Annotated in this window: 15 protein-coding genes; 6 read left to right on the top strand and 9 right to left on the bottom strand. The window is 63.7% G+C overall.

Features of this window, described 5'->3' with window-relative positions:
- Positions 1-15 precede the first annotated feature (15 nt).
- The 7 genes from gltA to ACGLHS_RS27985 all read right to left on the bottom strand — a co-directional run bounded on the left by gltA (position 16) and on the right by ACGLHS_RS27985 (position 6,101).
- Positions 16-1,326, bottom strand: coding sequence for a citrate synthase (gene gltA / locus ACGLHS_RS28015; protein ID WP_093236603.1), 1,311 nt, complete (start codon positions 1,324-1,326; stop codon positions 16-18).
- Positions 1,327-1,397: 71 nt separating this feature from the next.
- The gene (locus tag ACGLHS_RS28010) at positions 1,398-1,694 is read right to left on the bottom strand and encodes a succinate dehydrogenase assembly factor 2 (protein ID WP_093236604.1); all 297 of its coding nucleotides are present in this window, start codon (positions 1,692-1,694) and stop codon (positions 1,398-1,400) included.
- 22 nt (positions 1,695-1,716) lie between these two features.
- Positions 1,717-2,418, bottom strand: a complete 702-nt coding sequence (locus ACGLHS_RS28005) for a succinate dehydrogenase iron-sulfur subunit (RefSeq protein ID WP_093236605.1) — start codon at positions 2,416-2,418, stop codon at positions 1,717-1,719.
- A 57-nt stretch (positions 2,419-2,475) separates the two neighbouring features.
- The gene (gene sdhA, locus ACGLHS_RS28000; RefSeq protein WP_093236606.1) at positions 2,476-4,284 is read right to left on the bottom strand and encodes a succinate dehydrogenase flavoprotein subunit; all 1,809 of its coding nucleotides are present in this window, start codon (positions 4,282-4,284) and stop codon (positions 2,476-2,478) included.
- A gap of 7 nt (positions 4,285-4,291) precedes the next feature.
- Positions 4,292-4,657, bottom strand: coding sequence for a succinate dehydrogenase, hydrophobic membrane anchor protein (gene sdhD, locus ACGLHS_RS27995; RefSeq protein ID WP_093236607.1), 366 nt, complete (start codon positions 4,655-4,657; stop codon positions 4,292-4,294).
- Positions 4,658-4,671: 14 nt separating this feature from the next.
- Positions 4,672-5,118, bottom strand: coding sequence for a succinate dehydrogenase, cytochrome b556 subunit (gene sdhC / locus ACGLHS_RS27990; RefSeq protein WP_394485128.1), 447 nt, complete (start codon positions 5,116-5,118; stop codon positions 4,672-4,674).
- 224 nt (positions 5,119-5,342) lie between these two features.
- Positions 5,343-6,101 (bottom strand): GntR family transcriptional regulator, encoded by a 759-nt coding sequence (locus ACGLHS_RS27985; protein ID WP_394485127.1) that lies wholly within the window; start codon positions 6,099-6,101, stop codon positions 5,343-5,345.
- Between the two features lie 185 nt (positions 6,102-6,286).
- On the opposite strand from ACGLHS_RS27985, the gene ACGLHS_RS27980 reads away from it, so the two are divergent.
- From ACGLHS_RS27980 to ACGLHS_RS27960, 5 genes are all read left to right on the top strand, one after another.
- Complete coding sequence (locus ACGLHS_RS27980; protein ID WP_394485126.1) at positions 6,287-7,273, top strand: malate dehydrogenase; 987 nt, start codon at positions 6,287-6,289, stop codon at positions 7,271-7,273.
- A 23-nt stretch (positions 7,274-7,296) separates the two neighbouring features.
- Complete coding sequence (tam, locus tag ACGLHS_RS27975; RefSeq protein WP_394485125.1) at positions 7,297-8,073, top strand: trans-aconitate 2-methyltransferase; 777 nt, start codon at positions 7,297-7,299, stop codon at positions 8,071-8,073.
- Positions 8,070-9,068, top strand: coding sequence for an HpcH/HpaI aldolase/citrate lyase family protein (locus ACGLHS_RS27970; RefSeq protein WP_394485124.1), 999 nt, complete (start codon positions 8,070-8,072; stop codon positions 9,066-9,068). Before tam ends, ACGLHS_RS27970 begins: the two co-directional genes overlap by 4 nt.
- Before the next feature lie 34 nt (positions 9,069-9,102).
- On the top strand, positions 9,103-9,666 hold the full coding sequence (locus tag ACGLHS_RS27965) for a hypothetical protein (protein WP_093236612.1): 564 nt from the start codon (positions 9,103-9,105) through the stop codon (positions 9,664-9,666).
- Positions 9,667-9,745: 79 nt separating this feature from the next.
- The gene (locus ACGLHS_RS27960; RefSeq protein ID WP_394485123.1) at positions 9,746-12,331 is read left to right on the top strand and encodes a bifunctional aconitate hydratase 2/2-methylisocitrate dehydratase; all 2,586 of its coding nucleotides are present in this window, start codon (positions 9,746-9,748) and stop codon (positions 12,329-12,331) included.
- 81 nt (positions 12,332-12,412) lie between these two features.
- Here the strand turns inward: ACGLHS_RS27960 and ACGLHS_RS27955 are convergent, their stop codons facing one another.
- Both ACGLHS_RS27955 and ACGLHS_RS27950 read right to left on the bottom strand, forming a co-directional pair.
- Positions 12,413-13,273, bottom strand: coding sequence for a hypothetical protein (locus ACGLHS_RS27955; RefSeq protein ID WP_093236614.1), 861 nt, complete (start codon positions 13,271-13,273; stop codon positions 12,413-12,415).
- A gap of 15 nt (positions 13,274-13,288) precedes the next feature.
- Positions 13,289-14,425 carry a DUF2827 domain-containing protein gene (locus ACGLHS_RS27950; RefSeq protein ID WP_394485121.1) on the bottom strand — a complete coding sequence of 379 codons (1,137 nt, stop codon included), beginning with the start codon at positions 14,423-14,425 and terminating at the stop codon, positions 13,289-13,291.
- 501 nt (positions 14,426-14,926) lie between these two features.
- On the opposite strand from ACGLHS_RS27950, the gene ACGLHS_RS27945 reads away from it, so the two are divergent.
- Positions 14,927-18,204, top strand: a 3,278-nt coding sequence (locus ACGLHS_RS27945) for an ESPR-type extended signal peptide-containing protein (protein WP_394485403.1), incomplete at its 3' end; no start/stop codon positions are given.

The raw sequence follows: 18,204 nt of genomic DNA, 5'->3' as shown, positions 1-18,204 counted from the left end.
AAGCTCCCGCGGCGATCAGCGAGCCGTGATCGGCTTGACGTCGCGCTTGGGCGAGCCTTCGAACAGCTGGCGCGGGCGGCCGATCTTGTACTCGGGGTCGCCGATCATTTCGTTCAGCTGGGCGATCCAGCCGACCGTGCGGGCCAGCGCGAAGATCGCGGTGAACAGCGGCACCGGGATGCCGATGGCGCGCTGCACGATGCCCGAGTAGAAGTCGACGTTCGGGTACAGCTTGCGCGACACGAAGTATTCGTCTTCCAGGGCGATCTTTTCGAGTTCCTTGGCGAGCTTGAACAGCGGGTCGTTTTCCAGGCCCAGCTCGGTCAGCACTTCGTTGCAGGTTTCCTGCATCAGCTTGGCGCGCGGGTCGTAGTTCTTGTACACGCGGTGGCCGAAGCCCATGAGCTTGACGTTCGAGTTCTTGTCCTTGACCTTCTTGATGAACTCGCCGATCTTCTCGACGCCGCCTTCCTTCTGGATGTCGTACAGCATGTTCAGAGCTGCTTCGTTGGCGCCGCCGTGGGCAGGGCCCCAGAGGCAGGCCACGCCAGCTGCGATGGCTGCGAAGGGGTTCGTGCCCGACGAGCCGCACAGGCGCACCGTCGAGGTCGAAGCGTTCTGCTCGTGGTCTGCGTGCAGGATGAAGATGCGGTCGAGCGCGCGCTCGAGCACCGGGTTCACCTTGTACTCTTCGCACGGCGTGGCGAACATCATGTGCAGGAAGTTGCCCGCATAGCTCAGGTCGTTCTTCGGGTACATGTACGGCTGGCCGATCGTGTACTTGTAGGCCATGGCCACGAGCGTGGGCATCTTCGCGATCAGGCGGATCGCGGCGATCTCGCGGTGCTCGGGATTGTTGATGTCCGTGCTGTCGTGATAGAAGGCCGACAGGGCGCCCACGAGGCCGGTCATGATGGCCATCGGATGCGCGTCGCGGCGGAAGCCGCGCAGGAAGAACTGCATCTGCTCGTTCACCATCGTGTGGTTCGTCACGAGCTTGGTGAAGTTGGCCTTCTTGGCCGTGTCCGGCAGCTCGCCGTACAGCAGCAGGTGGCAGGTTTCGAGGAAGTCGCAGTTGGTCGCGAGTTGCTCGATGGGGTAGCCGCGATACAGCAGCTCGCCCTTGTCGCCATCGATGTACGTGATGGCCGACTGGCAGGCGGCGGTCGACATGAAGCCCGGGTCATAGGTGAACATGCCGGTCTGTGCGTACAGCTTGCGGATGTCGATCACGTCGGGGCCGACGGTGCCCTTGTAGATCGGCAGTTCAACGCTGTCGCCGCCGTTGCTGAACGACAGCGTGGCCTTGGTATCGGATGCTTTCATTTCGGTTTTCTTTCAGAGGAGGATTCGGGACGAAGGAGAGATGGCGGGGCGCTGCGTAAGGCAGGGCGCTTTCATTGACGTGCTGCGCCGTCGGTGCGCATCAACTGCAGCAGTTCGACCACCTCGGCCCCGGCCCATGCGGGCTCGGGCTCCTTTCTGCGTAGCAAAAGGTCGAGGAGGTCGTTGTCCGACAGGTCCATCAATGTCTCCATCGCTCCCGCTTGACCCACGGTCATGCGGGATTCGTGCCGCTCGAAGAAGCGGGCGATGAACAGGTCGTTCTCGAGCAGGCCGCGCCGGCAGCGCCATTTCAGCTTGCTCAGCGCACGTTCGCTGAGCGGCTGGTCGAAGTCGGCGGCGGATTGCATGGTGGCTTCTTGATGAAAAGGTTCAGATGGCGCGACGCACCATCAGTTCCTTGATCTTGCCGATGGCCTTGGTGGGGTTCAGGCTCTTCGGGCACACGTCCACGCAGTTCATGATCGTGTGGCAGCGGAACAGGCGGTACGGGTCTTCCAGGTTGTCCAGGCGCTCGCCGGTGGCTTCGTCGCGGCTGTCGGCGATGAAGCGGTAGGCCTGCAGCAGGCCGGCGGGGCCGACGAACTTGTCGGGGTTCCACCAGAAGCTCGGGCAGCTCGTGGAGCAGCTGGCGCACAGGATGCACTCGTACAGGCCGTTGAGCTCTTCACGCTCTTCGGGCGACTGCAGGCGTTCCTTCTCGGGCGGCACGCTGTCGTTCTGCAGGTACGGCTTGATCGAGTTGTACTGCTTGAAGAACTGCGTCATGTCGACGATCAGGTCGCGAATGACCGGCAGGCCGGGCAACGGCTTCAACACGATCGTGCCCTTGAGCGTAAGCATGTTGGTCAGGCAGGCGAGGCCGTTCTTGCCGTTGATGTTCATGGCGTCGGAGCCGCAGACGCCTTCGCGGCACGAGCGGCGGAACGACAGCGTCGGGTCTTGTGCCTTGAGCTTCATCAGGGCGTCGAGCAGCATGCGTTCGTGGCCGTCGAGTTCGATCTCGACTGTCTGCATGTAGGGCTTGGCGTCCTTGTCCGGGTCGTAGCGGTAGATCTGGAATGTGCGCTTCATCGTAGTGACCTTGTGAATGCTTTGTATGAGCTGACTGTGAGCCGTTTGACCGTTCGCTTAGAACGTGCGGACCTTGGGTGGAACCGAGGCCACGGTGAGCGGCTGCAGCTTGACTGGCTTGTACGAGAGGCGGTTGTCCTGGCTGTACCAGAGCGTGTGCTTCATCCAGTTGGCGTCGTCGCGGCCGAGCGGCGCGACCGGGTCGTCCGCCGGGCGTTCGTAGTCTTCGACCGTATGCGCGCCGCGGCATTCCTTGCGGGCGGCGGCCGAGACCATCGTGGCCTGCGCCACTTCGATCAGGTTGTCGACTTCCAGCGCTTCGATGCGGGCGGTGTTGAACACCTTGGACTTGTCCTTCAGGCCGATCGAATTGACGCGCTCGCGCACGGCGGCGATCTTGACCACACCTTCGTCCATCGAGGCCTGCTTGCGGAACACGGCCGCGTGCTGCTGCATGACGGCGCGGATCTCGCCGGCCACGTCCTGGGCGTATTCGCCGCCGGTGGTGGCTTCGAGGCGGTTCAGGCGCTCCAGCGTGCGGTCGGCCGCATCCTTGGGCAGGGGCTTGTGTTCCTTGAGCTTGTCGTTGAACTCGACGATGTGGTTGCCCGCCGCACGGCCGAACACCAGCAGGTCGAGCAGCGAGTTGGTGCCCAGGCGGTTCGCGCCGTGCACGCTCACGCAGGAGCATTCGCCCACGGCGTAGAGGCCGTTCACCACGGCACTGTTGTCTTCACCCTTCTGGATGACGACCTGGCCGTTGATGTTGGTCGGGATGCCGCCCATCTGGTAGTGGATGGTCGGTACGACGGGAATCGGTTCCTTGGTGATGTCGACGTTGGCGAAGTTGACGCCGATTTCGTACACCGAGGGCAGGCGCTTGTGGATGGTCTCGGCACCGAGGTGGTCGAGCTTGAGCAGCACGTAGTCCTTGTTGGGACCGCAGCCTCGGCCTTCCTTGATTTCCTGGTCCATCGAGCGCGAGACGAAGTCGCGTGGTGCCAGGTCCTTCAGCGTGGGCGCATAGCGCTCCATGAAGCGTTCGCCGTTGCTGTTCAGCAAGATGGCGCCTTCGCCGCGGCAACCTTCGGTGAGCAGCACGCCCGCGCCGGCCACGCCGGTCGGGTGGAACTGCCAGAACTCCATGTCCTGCAGCGGAATGCCCGAGCGGGCCGCCATGCCGAGGCCGTCGCCGGTGTTGATGAAGGCGTTGGTCGAGGCCTGGAAGATGCGGCCTGCACCGCCGGTGGCCAGCAGCACGGTCTTGGCCTGCAGGATGTGCAGGTCGCCGGTTTCCATCTCGAGTGCGGTCACGCCGACCACGTCGCCTTCTTCGTCACGGATGAGGTCGAGCGCCATCCATTCGACGAAGAACTGGGTGCGGGCTTCGACGTTCTTCTGATAGAGCGTGTGCAGCATCGCGTGGCCGGTACGGTCGGCCGCGGCGCAGGCGCGCTGCACGGGCTTCTCACCGTAGTTGGCCGTGTGGCCGCCGAACGGACGCTGGTAGATCGTGCCATCGGGGTTGCGGTCGAAGGGCATGCCGAAGTGTTCGAGCTCGTACACGACCTTCGGTGCTTCGCGGCACATGAACTCGATGGCGTCCTGGTCGCCGAGCCAGTCGGAACCCTTGATCGTGTCGTAGAAGTGGTAGTGCCAGTTGTCTTCGCTCATGTTGCCGAGCGATGCGCCCACGCCGCCTTGCGCAGCGACGGTGTGCGAGCGGGTCGGGAACACCTTGGAGAGCACAGCCACGTTGAGGCCGGCACGTGCAAGTTGCAGCGAGGCGCGCATGCCGGAGCCGCCGGCACCGACGATCACGACGTCGAACTTGCGCTTGGTGATTTTTTCTTTTGTGTAGGTCATGGTGGGCTCAGATCTTCCAAAGCACTTGAATGGCCCAACCCGCACAACCGACAAGCCAGACGATGGTGAAAATTTGCAGGGCGAGGCGAATGGCAACGGGCTGGACGTAGTCCATCCACACGTCGCGCATGCCGACCCACACGTGATAGAGCAGGCCAACGATCACGGAGAAGGTCAGCACCTTCATCCACTGCGCCGCGAAGATGCCGGCCCAGAGGTCGTAGCCGATGGGGCCGCGCGAGAAGATCAGCTGTGCGAGCAGGATGATCGTGAAGAGCGCCATCAGGCCGCCCGTGATGCGCTGGCTGAGCCAGTCGCGCAAACCGTAATGTGCACCGACGACGATGCGCTTGGAGCCGTAATTCACAGACATGGGGTGGCTCCTTCTCAGTACAGGCCGAACAGCTTGGCGCCGAGCACCAGGGTGAGCACGATGCTCAGGGCCAACGTGGCCACGGCCGAGTTGTGCCCGAATTCCTTGGTGACCGCGGCATGGCTCACGTCCATCCAGAGATGGCGCAGGCCGGCGATGAAGTGGTGCAGGTAGGCCCAGATCAGGGCCAGTGCGACGAGCTTGAAGAACCAGCCCGGAACGAAGCCAAGGCCGCTGTTGAAGGCGGCCTTGAATTTGGCGAACGAGTAGTCAGATGACAGCGACGTGTCGAACATCCAGATGATGAACGGCAGCAGCAGGAACATGATCACGCCGCTCACGCGATGCAGGATCGACACGATGCCGGCCGGCGGCAGCCGGTAGGTCGTGAGGTCGGTGAACGCATTGATGTTGCGAAATTCGCGACGTGGCGGCCGGGGGGGAGTTGCAAGCTCTGTCATGGGGGAGGGCTTTCGTGGCTTGGTGGCTTGTTCTGAGAGCGAACGCTTTTGTTTCTTATGCGGAAATGCAAACAACGCAAAATTCTATTGCAATGCACCATCGTGCTGCGGACGCACTCGCGTCAACGCACCGCTGCAGTCGGATGCTATTGACTTCGTAGCGCATCGCGCATGTTGTGTGCGCACGTTGGCGCACCGGAATTCGATTTCTGTCCGCATCGGGTTCAGCCCAACTGATTCCTGTAGTGGTGCGTGTCGGTGCGGTACAGCCCGCGGCGCAACTCCATCGGCATGTCATGGTAGGTGTGCGCGACACGTTCCACGCTCAACAGGGGCATCTGCTGCGTCACGTCGAGCAGTTCGGCCTGCTCGGCATCGGGCAGCACGGCACGGATTTTTTCTTCGGCACGCACCATGCGCACGCCGAATTCGGTTTCGAACAGCGCGTACATCGGGCCGGGCCATGCGCGCAGTCGCTCGGCCGTGAGGCCCTTGAAGGGCGTGCCGGGCAACCAGAGGTCTTCGAGGATGGTCGGTACGCCCGCGTAGGCGAGTACGCGGCGTACCTGCAGCACCGCGTCGCCGGTGCGCAGGCCGAGGGCGCGTGCCACGTCGGCCGAAGCGCGCTGGCGCTTGCAGTCGACGATGGTGCGCACGGCCGGGCCTTCGGTGCTCGGGCTGCCCGCATCGGGCACGAGCTTGAGAAAGCGGTACTGCACATGCTGCTCGGCATGCGTCGCGACGAAGGTGCCTTTGCCCTGGCGCCGCACCACGAGGTTTTCGGCGGAAAGCTCGTCGATGGCCTTGCGCACCGTGCCCTGGCTCACGCGATAGCGCACGGCCAGGTCCATCTCGCTCGGGATGGGTTCGCCCGGCTTCCACTCGCCCGCCTGCAGGCTCTGCAGGATCAATGTCTTGATCTGCTGGTAGAGCGGACTGAAGGACGGCGTCGCGGGCTCGTCGAGGGCGGTGGGGGTGTTCATGGCAGCGGTGGGGTGCGCCTTGGCGGACCCCCAGAGGATATCTTATATAAGACATAAGACGAGGCTCATTGAATCGGCTTAAAATGCGGGCCGGTCCCGCGCCGCGGGAAGGTAATCCCCCCGTTGGACCATTGGCGCACCACGAGCGCGCCGACACCGTTTTCATCACCTTCTGGAGTCTTCCCATGAGCAAAAAGCCCGTCCGCGTTGCCGTCACCGGTGCCGCCGGTCAAATCGGTTACGCCCTGTTGTTCCGTATCGCATCTGGCGAAATGCTCGGCAAAGACCAGCCGGTCATCTTGCAACTGCTCGAAATTCCCGACGAGAAGGCCCAGAAGGCGCTCAAGGGCGTGATGATGGAACTTGACGACTGCGCCTTCCCGCTGCTGGTCGGCATGGAAGCGCATGGCGACCCGATGACCGCCTTCAAGGACGCCGACTACGCACTGCTGGTTGGCTCGCGTCCCCGCGGCCCGGGCATGGAACGTGCTGAACTGCTGGCCGTCAACGGCGCCATCTTCACGGCACAAGGCAAGGCCCTCAACGCCGTCGCCAGCCGCAACGTCAAGGTGCTGGTGGTCGGCAACCCTGCCAACACCAACGCCTACATCGCCATGAAGAGCGCGCCCGACCTGCCGCGCAAGAACTTCACCGCCATGCTGCGCCTGGACCACAACCGCGCTGCCAGCCAGATCGCTGCCAAGACCGGCAAGCCCGTGGCCGACATCGAGAAGCTCACCGTCTGGGGCAACCACTCGCCCACGATGTACGCCGACTACCGCTTCGCCACCATCAACGGCGAAAGCGTCGCCAAGATGATCAACGATCAGGAATGGAACGCCAACGTGTTCCTGCCGACCGTCGGCAAGCGCGGCGCAGCCATCATCGAAGCCCGCGGCCTGTCGTCGGCTGCTTCGGCCGCCAACGCCGCCATCGACCACATGCGCGACTGGGCCCTGGGCACCAACGGCAAGTGGGTCACCATGGGCATTCCGTCGGACGGCCAGTACGGCATTCCGAAGGACACGATGTTCGGCTTCCCCGTCACCTGCGAAAACGGTGAGTACAAGCTGGTCGAAGGCCTCGAGATCGACGCATTCAGCCAGGAACGCATCAACAAGACCCTGGAAGAGCTGCAAGGCGAACAAGCCGGCGTCGCTCACCTGATCTAAGTAAGCAAGCAAGATCCGCCGGCATGCTCGACTGGAACCCCGCGCTCTATCGTCGCTACGAGGACGAGCGCACCCGCCCCGCGCAGGAACTCCTGGCGCGGGTGCCGTTGACCAAGGCGGCCCGTGTGGTCGATCTCGGCTGCGGTCCGGGCAATTCCACCGAGCTGCTGGTGCAGCGGTTTCCGAAGGCGCACGTCATCGGGACCGACAACTCCGAAGCCATGCTGGTCAGCGCGCGCGAGCGCCTGCCGCAGGCGCGCTTCGAGCTGAGCGACATCGCGACCTGGGCGCCGCAAGAAGCGCCCGATCTCATTTATGCCAACGCGTCCCTGCAATGGGTGCCGGATCACGACACGCTGATCCCGCGCCTGTTCGATGCGCTGGCCCCGGGCGGCGTGCTCGCCGTCCAGATGCCCGACAACCGCCAGGAGCCTACCCACCGCCTGATGCGCGCGGTGGCGGCCGAAGCGCCCTGGGCCGAGCCCATCGGCGATGCCGACAAGCTGCGCACGAAGCTGTTCGGCCTGGGTGGGTACTACGACCTGCTGGCGCCGCGCGCCGCGCATGTCGATGTCTGGCACACGATCTACCAGCACCCGATGGCGAATGCTGCGGCTATCGTCGAATGGGTGCGTGGCACCGGGCTGAAGCCTTTCGTCGACCGGCTCCCGCCGGACCTGCAGGCAAGCTACCTGGCCGAGTACGAGCGCCGCGTTAACAAGGCATATCCGGCCCGTGCCGACGGCAAGCGCCTGCTCGCTTTTCCACGCATGTTCATCGTGGCGCAGAAGAAAGCATGACGAACGCAGTCCACCCTGCTGAAGTGCTGCTCGGCGCGCAGGCCGGGGCCGTGACCCTGCCCGTGTGCGACCACTACAGCGGCGTTGAAGCCCGCATGAAGAAAAGCCTGGCGCTGCAAGCCGAAATGGCCGAAGAGTTCGGCGCCTGCGTGTTCGACGTCACCCTCGATTGCGAAGACGGTGCCCCGGTTGGCGGCGAGGCCGAGCATGCGGCCCTCGTCACCGAGCTGGCGCTGGCCGCCAAGCCCGGCATGCGCGTCGGCGTGCGCGTGCATCCGGTCGACCATCCGGCCTTCGCCGGCGACGTGATCACCATCGCCGGCCGTGCTGGTCAGCGCCTGAGCCACCTGATGGTGCCCAAGGTCGAATCGGTGGCCGATGTGTTGCAGGCTGTTGCGGCGCTCGAAGCCGCGGACGCCGGTGCGCTGCCCCTGCACGTATTGATCGAATCGCCCCTGGCGGTGCACAACGCCTTTGAGATCGCCGCGCATCCGCGCGTGCAATCGCTGAGCTTCGGCCTGATGGATTTCGTGTCGGCGCACGCCGGTGCCATTCCCGCCGACGGCATGGGCGCGGCCGGGCAGTTCACCCATCCGCTGGTGGTGCGCGCCAAGCTGGCCATCGCCTCGGCGGCGCACGCCTACGGCAAGGTGCCTTCGCACTGCGTGGTGACCGAATTCAACAACACCGATGCCATGCGCATCGCGGCCCGCAAGGCGGCCACCGAATTCGGCTACACGCGCATGTGGAGCATCCACCCGAACCAGATCCGCCCCATCCTCGAGGCCTTCGCGCCCGACGAAGCGCAGATTCAAATTGCCACACAAATCATTGCAAAAGCCGCAGATGCGGATTGGGCTCCGACACAAATTGATGGCACATTGCACGACCGCGCGAGCTACCGCCATTTCTGGCAGGTTCTGACGCGTGCCCACGCAACAGGGCGCGCGTTGCCCCCCGAGGCGAAAGCCTGGTTTGCATTCGCGGCCTCCTGAAACTCACTGAACCCAGCCTCAAGGAAACCCACACATGAAGAAAATTGCCCTGATCGCCGCTGTTGCCCTGGCGCTCCCGCTGGCCGCAATGGCCCAGGACGCAGCCAAGCCGGCGGCCAAGCCCGCCGCCAAGACCACCACGGCCAAGGCACCCGCCAAGAAGCACCAGGTCACGCGCAAGGCCGCCAAGGCCGTCGAAGAAGTCACGCCCATCAACACCGACACCGACGTGACGCTCTCCGAGGCCGACCTGGCCGTGGCCCAGCGCGTGTCCGTCGGCAAGGCCCAGTGCGAACTCGGCGCCGACGTGACCGTCACGCCCGACGAGAAGAAGCCCGGCTTCTTCACCGTGACCACCAAGGGCCTGAAGTACCGCATGCACCCGGTCGAAAGCCGCACCGGCGCCATTCGCCTCGAAGACCCGCGTGCCGGCGCCATGTGGCTCCAGCTCGGCAACAAGTCGATGCTGATGAACCAGAAGGCCGGCCTGCGCATCGCTGACGAATGCCAGACCGCGGCCCAGGTCGCATTTGCCGAAGAAATGAAGAAGAACCCGCCGAAGGCCCTGTTCGAAGGCGCCGACGCGGCCAAGAAGTAAGCGTACCGAAACGGGGTGCGGCGCGGCTCTTGCATGAGCGCTCCGCACGCCCGCCAGCCCAGTTTCCGGAGAAAAGAAGATGTTGCAAGCCTACGTTGACCATGTTGCCGAACGCGCCGCGCTCGGTATCCCGCCGCTGCCTTTGAGCGCGAAGCAAACCGCCGAAGCGATCGAGCTCCTCAAGAGCGCGAATGCCAAGGACGGTGCCTTCCTGCTCGATCTGCTCACCTATCGCGTGCCCGCCGGCGTCGACGATGCCGCCAAGGTCAAGGCGAGCTATCTCGCGGCCGTGGCCCACGGCACCGAAAAGAGCGAGTTCATTTCGCGCGCCCGCGCGACCGAACTGCTCGGCACCATGCTCGGCGGCTACAACATCAGCCCCATGATCGACCTGCTCGACGACGCCGAAGTCGGCGCCGTGGCGGCCGAGGGCCTGAAGAAGACCCTGTTGATGTTCGACCAGTTCCACGACGTCAAGGAAAAGGCCGACAAGGGCAACGTCCACGCCAAGGGCGTGCTGCAAAGCTGGGCCGATGCCGAGTGGTTCACCAGCCGTCCCGAAGTGCCGCAAAGCATCACCGTCAGCATCTTCAAGGTGGCTGGCGAAATCAACACCGACGACCTGTCGCCCGCACCCGATGCAACGACGCGTCCCGACATCCCGATGCACGCGCTCGCGATGCACAAGAACGCACGCCCCGGCATCGTTCCCGAAGAAGACGGCAAGCGCGGCCCGGTGAAGTTCATCGAAGACCTGCGCGCGCGCGGCCACCTCGTGGCCTACGCTGGCGACGTGGTCGGCACGGGTTCGTCGCGCAAGAGCGCCACCAACTCGGTGCTGTGGTTCACCGGCGAAGACATTCCCTTCGTGCCGAACAAGCGTTTCGGCGGCGTCTGCCTCGGCGGCAAGATCGCACCGATCTTCTACAACACGATGGAAGACTCGGGCGCGCTGCCCATCGAGCTCGACGTGACGCAGATGAACATGGGCGACGTGGTCGAGCTGCGTCCCTACGAAGGCAAGGCCCTGAAGGACGGCAAGGTCATCGCCGAGTTCCAGGTCAAGAGCGACGTGCTGTTCGACGAAGTGCGCGCCGGCGGCCGCATTCCGCTGATCATCGGCCGTGGCCTGACCGCCAAGGCGCGTGAAGCGCTGGGCCTGCCTGTCTCGACGCTGTTCCGCCTGCCGCAAAGCCCGGTCGACACCAAGAAGGGCTTCTCGCTCGCACAGAAGATGGTCGGCCGCGCCTGTGGCCTGCCTGAAGGCCAGGGCGTTCGCCCGGGCACGTACTGCGAACCCAAGATGACGTCGGTCGGCTCGCAGGACACCACCGGCCCGATGACCCGCGACGAGCTGAAGGACCTGGCTTGCCTGGGCTTCTCGGCCGACCTCGTGATGCAGTCGTTCTGCCACACGGCGGCGTACCCGAAGAAGGTCGACGTCAAGATGCACCACGAACTCCCCGAGTTCATGGCCAACCGCGGCGGCGTTTCGCTGCGTCCGGGCGACGGCGTGATCCACTCGTGGCTCAACCGCCTGCTGACGCCCGACACCGTCGGTACCGGCGGCGACAGCCACACCCGCTTCCCCATCGGGATCAGCTTCCCGGCAGGCTCGGGCCTCGTGGCCTTCGCCGCTGCCACCGGCGTGATGCCGCTGGACATGCCCGAATCGGTGCTCGTGCGCTTCAAGGGCAAGATGCAGCCCGGCGTCACGCTGCGTGACCTGGTCAACGCGATTCCGCTGTACGCCATCAAGTCGGGTCTGCTGACCGTGGCCAAGCAAGGCAAGAAGAACATCTTCTCGGGCCGCATCCTCGAAATCGAAGGCCTGCCCGACCTGAAGGTCGAACAAGCCTTCGAACTGAGCGACGCTTCGGCCGAGCGTTCGGCCGCCGGCTGCACGGTGCATCTGAACAAGGAACCGATCATCGAATACATCAACAGCAACATCACGCTGATGAAGTGGATGATTGCCGAAGGCTATGCAGATGCCCGCACGCTGGCACGCCGCATCGCCGCGCAGGAGGCCTGGCTCAAGGACCCGCAATTGCTCAAGGGCGATGCCGACGCCGACTACGCCGCCGTCATCGAGATCGATCTGGCCGAAATCCACGAACCGATCGTGGCCTGCCCGAACGATCCGGACGACGTGAAGACGCTGAGCGACGTGGCCGGTGCCGCGATCGACGAAGTGTTCATCGGCTCGTGCATGACCAACATCGGTCACTTCCGTGCGGCTTCGAAGCTGCTCGAAGGCAAGCGCGACATTCCGGTCAAGCTGTGGATCGCGCCGCCGACCAAGATGGATGCGCAACAACTGACCGAAGAAGGCCACTACGGCGTGTTCGGCAATGCAGGTGCCCGCACCGAAATGCCGGGCTGCTCGCTGTGCATGGGCAACCAGGCACAGGTGCGCGAAGGCGCCACGGTGATGTCGACCAGCACCCGCAACTTCCCGAATCGCCTGGGCAAGAACACGAACGTGTACCTCGGCTCGGCAGAGCTGGCCGCGATCTGCTCGCGCCTTGGTCGCATCCCGACCCGCGAGGAGTACATGGCCGCATCGGGCGTGCTCGATGCAGCCAGCACGCAGATCTACCAGTACCTGAACTTCGACAAGATTGACGACTACAAGGGTGTGGCGGACACGGTCGCGGCCTGATCTTCTTCAGATCGCCTCAATCAAAAAGCCCCGCTTCGGCGGGGTTTTTTTGTGGGCGCAGCCCCAAGGGACTCGCGGCGCTCAAGGGGGCGGAGCGTTCGGCTTCAGGTGCTCCCGGCCCGTGAGCACCATTGCCGCACCGGCGGGGCCGCCGACCGCATAGGGCAGCGCGGTCAGCAACGAATTGGCGAAGTCGCCGCGATACAGCTTGGCGCCCTGGTGCGAGAGGTTGGAGTTGGCATCGATGTAGATCGACTCGCCCAGCCCCGACCACAGGCGGCAGAAGCCATAGTCTTCCGACAGATAACGGCGCGTCACCGGATCGACCATCACGTCGAAGAAGCGGTAGTGCAGCCCGAGGTTCGCTTCGCCGATGCTGTCTGGCACGTAGCTGAGGTCGGGGTAGCTGGCCATCAGCCGCTCGAACACCGCGCGCTTGATCACCATGAAGCCGGTCGGCGCCTCGTCCATCTTCATGAAGCCGTCGGGCTGAACGTCGAGTTCCACCTGCGAGGTGACTTCCGAGGCCTTGGCGTTGACGGTGTAGCGCGTGAACGTGGCTTCGAACTGCTGCTGCGTCGTGCCTGCGGCCACACCCTCGGCGGGCCAGTTCTCGCGCTTGAGCGGGTAGACACCGGCGGCAATGTCGTAGCCCGACAGCAGCAGCCGGAAGGCCGCCTGCGCCGAAAAGCCGATGTCCGCGTCGATCCAGAACAGGTGCGTCCAGTGCGGATTGGCCAGGAACTGGGCCACGCAGTTGTTTCGCGCGCGCGTCACCAGGCTCTCGCCCTGGTGGAACAGCACCTGCAGCCGCATGCCGGCCCGCTCGGCTTCGATGGTGAGGTTCAGCATCGACAGGACGTAGTTCTGGAAAAACTTGCCGTCGTGGCTGGGCGAGACAACGACGGGAAAGAATTGGCGGAGTTCGGAGGGGTCAAGCATGGGGCGTTGCTCGTTTCATTTGGCGGGCCGCTGCATCAGGCCGAGCAGCAGCGTGTTGTACACCTCGGTGGCGGCCGCGTTGCCGGGCAGGTAGCGGTCGATCAGGCCGCGTTGCCGCTCGCGGTAGGCGAGCGCCTGTGCATCGTGCGTGTCGATGGCTTCGAGCACACGGGCGCTGCCTGCCGCCACGTCGTTGTCCTGGTAGTAATAGCCGAGGTCGGCGCACAGATGCGCGTTGTGCACCAGCGGGTAGCCCTGCCAGCAGGTCTCCAGGTAGAAGTAGTTGAGCGGGTTCTCCCACTGGTGCGAGACCACGATGTCGGTGTTCTGCGCCAGGAACACTGGCGTTTCGTGCCGGCCCAGGAACACCGCCTTGTGCTGGCGGATCAGGTCGAGCTGGTTCATCAGCGTGATGAACTCCATGTTCTCCTTGGCCAGCCGCTCGGCGTTGGTGACTTGCAGCAGGGCAATGGCGTCGGGCCGCGCGCGGTAAGACAGCTCGGCAATCAGGATCGGGTAGAGGCAGAACTTCACGACGTTGATGTTCGGCTCCATCACGCTGAGCCGGCGCGGGCCGCTGCGCGGCTGGTAAACGCCGGCATCGGGCAGCGTGCGGGTGCGCTCGTCGAGGAACACCGGGCTCCACACGAAAGGCACGGCGCGCGCTTCGGCGCGGCGCAGCACCTCGAAATAGGCTTGGCTGATATGGGTCACCTGCGGAACCATCCATATGTCGTCGTAGCGCTGGTTGATGAACAGGTTCTGCCCCCAGAGCGGCCTGCTGAACAGCATCGACTCCATGGCGTGCACATATTCGAAGCCGCAGCAGTACGACACCAGCCGTGCGCCGCGGCGCTTCAGGTAGTCCGTTTGCACCGGATCGATCTGACCGCCGAGCTCGATCAGCACGTCCACGTTGTCCTTGGCCGCTTCGAAATTCACTGTGGGCCAGCGTGCCAGGTCCCAGGGTAGGGCGGCGGTGATGGGCACGGCCGTGGTGTTCACCAGCACGACCGACGCCACGCTCGGGCAGTGCTTCAGCGCTTCCGCCAGGAACACGGCGTTCTGCTTGATGCCGTTATTCCATAACGTTTCAGCCTCGTGATGCAGGCCGATAGTGATGCCAATACGGAGCTTGGTGGAGGCGGTCATTTTTAATTTGTTTCCAATTTGTTAATTTCTGACAAAGGCAATAGCGGTGCCTCTTTGGGTAAGAAATTAATTGCCAGTCCTGTGAGAAATTTCCAGATTTCGAGTGCTTTCGATTTGACCTGGCGTGCGGTATCAGGGCCGCCAATCACCGAGGAAGAGGTGCAGATCACAGGAAAAGCCGGATTTACCGGCGGATTTGTGTGATAAATGTCCGCTTTCAAAGCCGCCCAAATTCTACGTGGCGGTGCTCTTTCGTGGTTCGAGGACAACTCGCAACCAGCGGTTTGCCCACTCTTATTTCGTTTCTGTGAACTAAATCATCCGCTGCATTTTCAGCGGATGTTGCATTGCGCCATAAATGTAAACAACCCCGTACATTTCACCGTTCTTGTAAATGGGCGTCGCATGCGGGCGCCTTTCGCGACGGATTCTGAGCCAGGGAGGTCGCGTTTCCTATCGGTCTGTACCTGGCTGTTCTCTACCGTGAACTGAGTTGAATAAATGAATAAGTCTTACAGAACTGTTTGGAACGAAGCCCTGGGTGCTTGGATTGCGGTCAGCGAACTTGAAAAGAGCAGGGGCAAGGCCAGCAAGAGCGGGCGTGCTCGGGGCATGCTTCGCACGACGTTGCTGTCAGCCTCGATGGCGGTTGCCTTTGGTTGGATCGGGTCGGTGGCCAACGCCCAGATCACCTGTAACGCAACTACTTCTTGTCAGCCCAGCAGCAACAACGGTCTTACATTTGTCTCGAACCCTGATTCGATCGGATCAGGCGAGTTCATGGTTCTGCGCGGCGGCGGGGCTGGTACCCCTATTCGCAACTACTTCGTTGGCAATGCCGACATCGCCAATGCCACGAACATCACGTTGGGCGACGCGAGCACAACGAATTCGACTACCACCATCCTTGCCAACCACTTCCAGGTAGGCGACAGCAATACCAGTGCATCCGGCGCCAACAGCTCGGCCATCGGCATCAGCGCGAAAGCCACCGGATCAGACTCCGTTGCCATCGGGAGCAGCAGTGCAGCAGCCGGAAACAGTGCTACCGCACTGGGCAATGGCGCGCGAGCGACGGTCGATGGTTCGATCGCCATCGGCAAGAATGCGGGTGCGTCGATTGGGGCCGGCGGCGGCGAAACCAATTCGATTGCCATTGGTACGAATTCGAACAGCTGGGGTGGAAGCGTCGCGTTGGGCGTGGGTGCATCTGCCGATCAGGTGGGAGGCGCGATGCCGAACGCAGCCATCGCGATCGGTAGCAACGCCACGACGGACAACAACACGACCCGTGCCGTCGCAATCGGCAATGGCGCACTGGTCAAGTCGAACACCGGGAGCGTGATCGATGCAGCGATGGCGTTGGGCGCCAATGCGGTCAGTGGCGGAAATGGCGCGTTAGCGCTCGGCAGTGCGGCCAATGCCGCATCGGACAACACCGTCGCCATCGGGACGGGTGCCCGTGCAAACGGAGGTGGCGCGACGGCGTTTGGCAACAACGCCAACGCTGCCTTCAGCAATGACATGGCCTTCGGCACCAATGCAAAGGCCGTTGGCGACCCGAGTGGCCTGGCGCCTTCGACGGCCTTCGGTAACCTTGCAAATGCCAGCGGTGGTGGTTCTACGGCATTCGGCACCCTCTCCAATGCCGCAGGAAAGACTTCCGCGGCATTTGGCTACGCTGCGCAGGCTGGCGCAGAGAATGCCCTGGCACTCGGGACCTCCGCAGTCGCGAACGGAAATCGCTCGGTGGCCATCGGCTCCGGAGCCACCGCGGCCGGCGATTTTTCTTCTGCTCTGGGTCGGACGGCAACCGCCACCGGCAATGGCGCCACGGCGATCGGTACAAACAGCAACGGCGGTGCTTCGGCGGCTGCAAGCGACGCCATCGCGATTGGCGGGCAATCCGTGGTCACTTCGGGTGCCACTTCGGGTGTCGCGATCGGTCTCGGGTCCAACGCCAGCGTCGCCGGGTCGGTTGCCCTCGGGCAGGGCGCGGCAACCACTGGCGCCGCCACGGCAGCCACCGGTGGCACCACGACCGTCAGCAGCGCGACCATTGGCGGCACGACGTTCGGCGGCTTTGCAGGCGCCAGCTCGTCCGCAGGGGTGGTGAGCGTGGGCGGCCCGGGTGCGGAGCGCCGCATTCAGAACGTCGCCGCCGGCCTGGTTGGTGCCAGCAGCACCGACGCGATCAACGGCAGCCAGCTGTACTCCGTGGCGAGCACGACGACGAGCAGCCTCAGCAGCTTGTCGACCTCGACGTCCACCGGCCTGAGCACGACGAACAGCAATCTGACCAGCCTGTCGACTTCGACGTCGACCGGTTTGAGCACGGCGACGAGCAGCATCGGCAGCCTGTCGACCTCGACTTCCACCGGAATCAGCAGCCTGTCGACCTCGACGTCCACGGGCCTGAGCACCGCGACCAGCAGCATCAGGAGCTTGTCGACGTCGACCTCGAGCGGCCTGAGCACGGCGACGAGCAGCATCAGCAGTCTGTCGACTTCAACCTCCACCGGGATCGGTAGCCTGTCGACTTCGACGTCCACTGGCCTGAGCACGGCGACGAGCAGTATCGGCAGCTTGTCCACGTCCACCTCGACGGGTCTGAGCACTGCAACCAGCAGCATCAGCAGTCTGTCGACTTCGACGTCTACTGGCTTGAGTACCGCCACGAGCAGCATCGGTAGCTTGTCGACGTCCACCTCGACCGGGCTCAGCACGGCGACCAGCAGCATCAGCAGCCTGTCCACCTCGACTTCCACAGGCATCAGCAGCCTGTCGACTTCGACGTCTACTGGCTTGAGCACCGCCACGAGCAGCATCGGCAGCTTGTCGACGTCTACCTCGACCGGTCTGAGCACCGCAAACAGCAGCATCAGCAGCTTGTCGACTTCGACTTCCACCGGTATCGGTAGCCTGTCGACCTCGACCTCGACGGGCCTGAGCACCGCGACAAGCAGCATCGGCAGCCTCTCAACCTCCACGTCCACTGGCCTGAGCACTGCAACGAGCAGCATTAGCAGTCTTTCGACAGGGTTGAGCACGACCAACAGCACTGTCAGCAGCCTTTCGACGGGCTTGAGCACGTCGGCGAGCGGCATCAGCAGCCTTTCCACAGGGTTGAGCACGACAAACAGCAGCGTTGCCAGCCTGTCGACCTCGACGTCCACCGGCCTGAGCACGGCAACCAGCAGCATCGGCAGCTTGTCGACTTCCACTTCGACCGGTCTGAGCACCGCGACGAGCAGCGTCAGCAGCTTGTCGACGTCGACCTCCACCGGGATCAGCAGCCTGTCGACTTCGACGTCTACCGGCCTGAGCACAGCGACAAGCAGCATCGGCAGCTTGTCCACGTCCACCTCGACGGGTCTGAGCACCGCGACCAGCAGCATCAGCAGCTTGTCGACGTCGACCTCGACCGGGATCAGTAGCCTCTCGACTTCGACGTCCACCGGTCTGAGCACGACGAATAGCAGCGTTGCCAGCTTGTCCACGTCCACCTCGACGGGTCTGAGCACCGCGACGAGCAGCGTCGGCAGCTTGTCGACCTCGGCCTCCACCGGGATCAGCAGCCTGTCGACTTCGACGTCTACCGGCCTGAGCACGGCGACCAGCAGCATCGGCAGCCTGTCCACGTCCACCTCGACCGGTCTGAGTACCGCGACGAGCAGCATCAGCAGCTTGTCGACCTCGGCTTCCACCGGCCTGAGCACGACGAATAGCAGCGTCGCCAGCTTGTCCACGTCGACCTCGACGGGTCTGAGCACCGCGAC

The organism is Variovorax sp. VaC1, assembly GCF_043658315.1.
Classification (GTDB): Bacteria; Pseudomonadota; Gammaproteobacteria; order Burkholderiales; family Burkholderiaceae_C; genus Variovorax.
This window is presented reverse-complemented; position numbering and strand designations above follow the sequence as displayed.

Bases quoted from the DNA above. Each gene is read 5' to 3' on its own strand.
- ACGLHS_RS27970 (WP_394485124.1), top strand. From the start codon at position 8,070: ATGACGAACGCAGTCCACCCTGCTGAAGTGCTGCTCGGCGCGCAGGCC.
- sdhC (WP_394485128.1), bottom strand. From the start codon at position 5,118: ATGACAGAGCTTGCAACTCCCCCCCGGCCGCCACGTCGCGAATTTCGC.
- sdhD (WP_093236607.1), bottom strand. From the start codon at position 4,657: ATGTCTGTGAATTACGGCTCCAAGCGCATCGTCGTCGGTGCACATTAC.
- ACGLHS_RS27980 (WP_394485126.1), top strand. From the start codon at position 6,287: ATGAGCAAAAAGCCCGTCCGCGTTGCCGTCACCGGTGCCGCCGGTCAA.
- ACGLHS_RS27955 (WP_093236614.1), bottom strand. From the start codon at position 13,273: ATGCTTGACCCCTCCGAACTCCGCCAATTCTTTCCCGTCGTTGTCTCG.
- ACGLHS_RS27965 (WP_093236612.1), top strand. From the start codon at position 9,103: ATGAAGAAAATTGCCCTGATCGCCGCTGTTGCCCTGGCGCTCCCGCTG.
- sdhA (WP_093236606.1), bottom strand. From the start codon at position 4,284: ATGACCTACACAAAAGAAAAAATCACCAAGCGCAAGTTCGACGTCGTG.
- ACGLHS_RS27960 (WP_394485123.1), top strand. From the start codon at position 9,746: ATGTTGCAAGCCTACGTTGACCATGTTGCCGAACGCGCCGCGCTCGGT.
- ACGLHS_RS28005 (WP_093236605.1), bottom strand. From the start codon at position 2,418: ATGAAGCGCACATTCCAGATCTACCGCTACGACCCGGACAAGGACGCC.
- tam (WP_394485125.1), top strand. From the start codon at position 7,297: ATGCTCGACTGGAACCCCGCGCTCTATCGTCGCTACGAGGACGAGCGC.
- ACGLHS_RS27950 (WP_394485121.1), bottom strand. From the start codon at position 14,425: ATGACCGCCTCCACCAAGCTCCGTATTGGCATCACTATCGGCCTGCAT.
- ACGLHS_RS28010 (WP_093236604.1), bottom strand. From the start codon at position 1,694: ATGCAATCCGCCGCCGACTTCGACCAGCCGCTCAGCGAACGTGCGCTG.
- ACGLHS_RS27985 (WP_394485127.1), bottom strand. From the start codon at position 6,101: ATGAACACCCCCACCGCCCTCGACGAGCCCGCGACGCCGTCCTTCAGT.
- gltA (WP_093236603.1), bottom strand. From the start codon at position 1,326: ATGAAAGCATCCGATACCAAGGCCACGCTGTCGTTCAGCAACGGCGGC.